We start from the raw sequence: 5,374 nt of genomic DNA on the forward strand, positions 1-5,374 counted from the left end.
CGCTTACAATGTTTGTGTTAGCTGATATTAAAAAGGAGAACGAGCTATGCCTTCTAACAAACATACTATGTCATCACGTCTATCTTAAGCCTTTGGTGCATTTGGTAACGATGTCTTCTTTGCGACATTATCGACGTACTTCATCATGTTCGTCACGACACATTTGTTTAACACCGGTAATTCCGCCGAAAACGACCGGATGATTAGTTATATCACTCTGATTATTTTCGTCCTGCGTTTTGTGGAATTAATTATTGATCCATTTATTGGTAACGCGATTGATAATACCGTGACGCGCTGGGGAAAGTTTAAACCTTGGGTCGTCGTTGGTGGGACCATCGGTTCCATTGCCCTCATCATTTTGTTTACAAATATGGGCGGTATCAATAAGAGCAATCCGGTTTTGTATCTCTTGCTCTTTGGCTTCGTGTATATCACAATGGATATCTTCTATTCATTTAAGGATATTGGCTTCTGGTCAATGATTCCCGCTTTGACTCTGAATTCACGTGAACGTGAAAAGACGGCAACGCTTGCCCGTATCGGCTCAACTATCGGTGGTAACTTGGTCGGCGTTGTGGTGATGCCACTGGTATTGTTCTTTTCAATGAAGAGCAATGGCGGTACCGGTGACTCAAGAGGCTGGTTCTGGTTTGCCGTGATTGTTGCAACTGTTGCCTGGATCAGTTCAATTGTTGTTGGCCTAGGAACTAAAGAAATTGATTCAACCTTACGTCAAAACAAAGAACGTACTACCTTCAAGCAAGTCTTTCACATTTTGACGCACAACGATCAATTGATGTGGATTGCCTTAGCATACGGACTCTACACAACAGGTGTGACCCTTGTCAATTCGTTAGAACTTTACTATTTCACATTTATCCTGGGTAACTCTAGTGCCTTCTCAATCTTAGCCGGCTTAAACATTGTCACTGGCTTAGTGGCCGTTGCCCTATTCCCAACCCTATCTGATAAACTTAATCGTCGTAAGCTATTCTTCTGGTGTATTGCCATCATGCTTTCTGGCATCATCCTATTTTCCTTTGCTGGCGGTTCGTTAACGCTCGTATTGATTGCAGCAGAATTGTTTGCCTTGCCACAACCCCTCGTTTTCTTGGTTGTCTTAATGCTCATTTCCGATTCTGTTGAATATGGTCAATTGAAACTCAATCATCGTGACGAATCTTTGACGCTTTCTGTTCGGCCTTTATTGGATAAATTAGCCGGTGCGATCTCAAACGGTGCGGTTGGTTTGACTGCGGTTGCTGCCGGTATGACAACTGGTGCAACTGCCAGCTCGATCACCCCTTCTGGCCAACTCACGTTTAAAATCATTATGTTTGGCCTACCCTTTATCATTGTTTCAATTGGTGCATTCGTCTTTTATCGTCGTGTCACGTTAACAGAAGACAAACATGCCGAAATTGTTGACCAACTCGAAAAGACTTGGGGTAAAAAGTTTGAAAATAGTCAGTCAGATCTCATTGATTTGGATCAAGCACACACACAATACTATGCGCCAATTGCCGGTACGTTAGAACCTTTAGCAACCGTCTCGGATCCTGCCTTTGCTTCAGGTGCGCTTGGCGAAGGATTTGCCATTAAACCAACCGATGGCCGTGTTTACGCCCCATTTGATGGTGTGATTCGTTCAACCTTCTCAACACGTCATGCGGTCGGTATTGAATCTGATTCAGGTGTGGTCACGCTAATCCATATTGGTATTAACACCGTATCCATGCAAGGTACCGGATTCATTACTTACTTTGATAAAGGCCAACGTGTGAAGAGAGGTGACTTGCTCATCGAATTCTGGGACAAGGCCATTCAAGATGCACAGCTAGATGACACTGTGATGGTAACGATCACTAATGCCAATGCCTTGCCACAATTAACCTTTAAAAAGGCCTTTGGATCACAAGTATCCAAAAACGATATCTTATTAGAATTTAATGATTAACGTAATCAAAAACGCGTAGCTGCTACAGTTTGTCACTGTAGCAGCTACGCGTTTTTTATATTTTATTCGCCAGCCGTTATTTTTATCCCAATAATAGCGACAATGAGTAACCCAATAAAAAACCAGGTAACTGGCGGGAATTGATCTCGAAACAACACAACACCCATCACAACAGACCCCACAGCGCCAATTCCTGTCCAAATTGGATAGGCCAAACTAAAGGGTAGCTGTTTCACGGCTTGGATTAAAAACGCCATGCTGGCAATAAGCCCAATAATCGTCACAATCACCCAGCCAACTTTAGTGAAGCCTTGACTTAATTTCATCGTCGTCGCCCACAAAATTTCTGATAAACCGGCTAACAATAGATATACCCATGACATATTTTTATCTCCTTAATCATGCTGCACTTGGATTAGTCGACAATTTATAACTGACTTAGCCAACGTTATATCCTAACTGTCAGTCTACCATGGTTATCTAACCGAGACAATATTCCCGCCATATAGCAAAAACGTCTGGTACTGGCCCAGACGTTAAAAATTCAGGCATGCTGTAAGATCTTTTCCATATTGTACCATTGCTCACCAGCATGAGTAGATTGTGATGGGCCGAGATTCGTAAAGCCGTTTTTTTCATAAAAAGGAATACGATCAGCTAAACACGTTAAAGCGATGGCTTCACGCTCAGCTGCTTGCGCACGCGTTGTTAACTGTGCCAATAATTGACTCCCTAAACCAAGACCACGGGCAGCTTGATGAACTGCGACTGTTTGCACGGTCTGATAGCCCCCTTGGGCGATATTTTTCGGATTTTCTTCATACATCCAGTCTTCAACAAAACGCTGATTGACAGCTGGTCCACAAATAAAGCCGAGAACACCTGCCTGTTCATCTTCAGCCACAATAAATGTTTCTGGGAAATTAGCAATTCTATCAAGATATTGGTCTCTCGTTCCCGCCTCATCTTGGTTAAAGCCTTGATTTTCAATTGTCAAAATCATCTCAATATCTTCGTGTGTCGCGTTTCTAAACTGCATGTGTCAACCCATCCATCCTTTCAATTACGATTATTATAGCAAACCATATACTTTTTGTATGCCCTATCATGAATGACGAATAGCATAGGCCCCATGTTAAACATCAATCATCACATCCCCCCACTGAATAACTAAAGGATCATGGGTAGCAACAATCATGATGGTCTGGTCGTTAATCAAACGATCCAGTACCTGGTATAAAATATCCGTCGCAGTATCGTGATCTAATGCAGCTGTTGGTTCATCAATCAAAATAATGCGTGGTTTTTTTAATATTAAGCGGGCTATTGCAACACGTTGTTGTTCACCACCAGATAATTCATAGATATGTTTTTTCAAGTAGGATTTAGATAAGTCCACAGCCTCTAATGCCTGTTTCATCTCTTCCGTATCTCGCTTTTGAATACGGTGTCGAAAAACAAGCGCTAAATTATCAAAAACTGTTTGATCTTCTAACAACGCATAATTTTGAAACAGATAACCCAAATAGTCACGATAAAACCGACTTTTTTTGATGGTTTTCAGATTACCACTATCATACGTTATGTTGCCTTGATAATCGTCATCAAAACGTGCAATCATATTTAAAATTGTCGATTTCCCAGCTCCAGAGCGCCCGCGCAAAATATATTTCGTACCATGCTGAAACACAACTGACAGATTATCAATAACCTGGTGCTTACCAAACTGCTTGCTCACATTTTCCAAAACTAGCGTCATAACTCTCCCTTAAGTATTAAATAACTTTGCCTTTCATTCACCATAATGCGGTACGTGAAAAACAATAACAGACAACTCATGACAAAAATAACGGTTATCAAGACGCCAGGTTTTGAAGTTGCGTACAAGATGCCTGGTAACAACGCACACGATAACATGAGATAAATGTGACGATAACGATTAATAAATGATATGCCATAAACTTGTTTTACAAACAATGAACGACGATAAGCCATAAATATGATGTAAATAGTAAACAGGCCACACAATAGCACCACCAAAATTGCCAGTATCAAACTCCCCAATAAGACATTTTTACGCAGTAAATAGGTTTGTTTCAAGGTTGCCCACAGCTTGTTCGTACTACTGACGTCTTGAATATTTGGTCCTAAAACCGTCATGGCTTGGATTTTATTTTCCTCATAATCCAAGTTAACCATGACGTAGCGTTGTGACAACCACGGCAACAAATTCTGCACAATCGATTGACTTGGTTTTTCTGTCGCAACTGTCCCACTGTTATCTAAATGCGCTAAGGCGTCACGCTGTACAGCATGAAAATTTATCACCAGTATATGTTTTGGTTTTTGCTAGGCAAATGACTGTTCCTGCGTCGCATTAAGAAAAACATAGGTTGACGTCGGTTGCATTTTCTTGACTAAGATATTTGCGACGTCAATACCATTCGGTATCGCATAATTTTGCTGTATTTGGGTCGTCGATAAATTTTCTGTCGTCAATAACGTGACGGGTGCATGAAAATCATCTACTGTTAACTGTTTTCCAGTAACTGATCGTACCTGTTGATACTTAAAATAAGTGGGATTGACATAAATATCACGTACGTAAGGTTGATCCCGTCCCAAGGTTATTTTTGGTCCTTGGAATGGTGCAAACATGCTCATTAACAGTTGTGATTCATCGATCTGATTCAGCAATAAGTGACTCGTTGTGATCTGCACATCATCTTGTTTGGACATTGTGTGCATGGTTAAAACTGAAAAATGAGCTATTTGCTCCCATTTTTGTTGCCCTTGTCGTATTAAATCAATTTGTCGATTTTCTTTTTGTGCCAAATCTAGTGTTGTCACAAAATTCATAAATGTTAGTGCTAAAATGACACAAGATACGATTGGAATCAAGATTTGCTTCCCGCGTCCTTTCAGAACCGCTACAAGTTGCCCACGATTGAACAAAATCGTTAAAATAAGCGTACTAACAGCAACAGCACCAAAAAATAGTAACAACATCACGTTAACGATGATTAATTCATAAGTGAGCATCTCCGGTAACAACAACCATAAAACACCAACAATAATGGGTAGTCCAACGAGATAAGCATAAACATAGACCTTTATGTTAGACCACCAAATCGTCAATACGGCAGTCCTTTGGTTTGTCCCTTTAAAAGTTGTTGTATCACAAATTGCCGTCGTTGTTTAAAAATAATGAAACTATTCAATATCACAATGACTAAGAGTATCATCACTAACAAGACATCTAGTCGTGAAACAGCCAATTGTCCTGTGAGATCTGATACCACTGCTGACAAAGCTGTTGGATTATACACCATAAATTGAATATTTTTTTTAGACAAAAATGCCAAAAATCCTTGATGATTCCCATTCCCAAACACGCCGTAATCAGACAACAAA

Annotated in this window: 6 protein-coding genes and 1 pseudogene; 1 reads left to right on the forward strand and 6 read right to left on the reverse strand. The window is 40.5% G+C overall.

The window, feature by feature from the left end; all coding sequences use genetic code 11:
- Positions 1 to 46 precede the first annotated feature (46 nt).
- A pseudogene (locus ACW12G_RS05980) lies at positions 47 to 1,960 on the forward strand (glycoside-pentoside-hexuronide (GPH):cation symporter).
- Positions 1,961 to 2,022: 62 nt separating this feature from the next.
- On the opposite strand, the gene ACW12G_RS05985 reads toward ACW12G_RS05980, so the two are convergent.
- From ACW12G_RS05985 to ACW12G_RS06010, 6 genes are all read right to left on the reverse strand, one after another.
- The gene (locus ACW12G_RS05985) at positions 2,023 to 2,343 is read right to left on the reverse strand and encodes a DMT family transporter (protein ID WP_010002201.1); all 321 of its coding nucleotides are present in this window, start codon (positions 2,341 to 2,343) and stop codon (positions 2,023 to 2,025) included.
- 161 nt (positions 2,344 to 2,504) lie between these two features.
- Positions 2,505 to 2,999 carry a GNAT family N-acetyltransferase gene (locus tag ACW12G_RS05990; protein WP_172412926.1) on the reverse strand — a complete coding sequence of 165 codons (495 nt, stop codon included), beginning with the start codon at positions 2,997 to 2,999 and terminating at the stop codon, positions 2,505 to 2,507.
- Between the two features lie 96 nt (positions 3,000 to 3,095).
- Entirely contained in the window at positions 3,096 to 3,719 is a 624-nt protein-coding gene (locus tag ACW12G_RS05995; protein ID WP_095652910.1) for an ATP-binding cassette domain-containing protein, read from the reverse strand.
- Positions 3,716 to 4,288 (reverse strand): hypothetical protein, encoded by a 573-nt coding sequence (locus ACW12G_RS06000; protein ID WP_455647506.1) that lies wholly within the window; start codon positions 4,286 to 4,288, stop codon positions 3,716 to 3,718. The genes ACW12G_RS05995 and ACW12G_RS06000 overlap by 4 nt, the downstream gene beginning before the upstream one ends.
- 21 nt (positions 4,289 to 4,309) lie before the next feature.
- Positions 4,310 to 5,098, reverse strand: a complete 789-nt coding sequence (locus ACW12G_RS06005) for a hypothetical protein (RefSeq protein ID WP_455647507.1) — start codon at positions 5,096 to 5,098, stop codon at positions 4,310 to 4,312.
- On the reverse strand, positions 5,095 to 5,374 hold a 280-nt coding region (locus tag ACW12G_RS06010; protein ID WP_455647508.1), incomplete at its 5' end, for a hypothetical protein. The genes ACW12G_RS06010 and ACW12G_RS06005, both read right to left, overlap by 4 nt.

Source organism: Leuconostoc sp. (genome assembly GCF_965300815.1).

Excerpts from the sequence above, each read along its gene's own strand:
- ACW12G_RS05990 (WP_172412926.1), bottom strand. The coding sequence starts at position 2,999 with ATGCAGTTTAGAAACGCGACACACGAAGATATTGAGATGATTTTGACA.
- ACW12G_RS05995 (WP_095652910.1), bottom strand. The coding sequence starts at position 3,719 with ATGACGCTAGTTTTGGAAAATGTGAGCAAGCAGTTTGGTAAGCACCAG.
- ACW12G_RS05985 (WP_010002201.1), bottom strand. The coding sequence starts at position 2,343 with ATGTCATGGGTATATCTATTGTTAGCCGGTTTATCAGAAATTTTGTGG.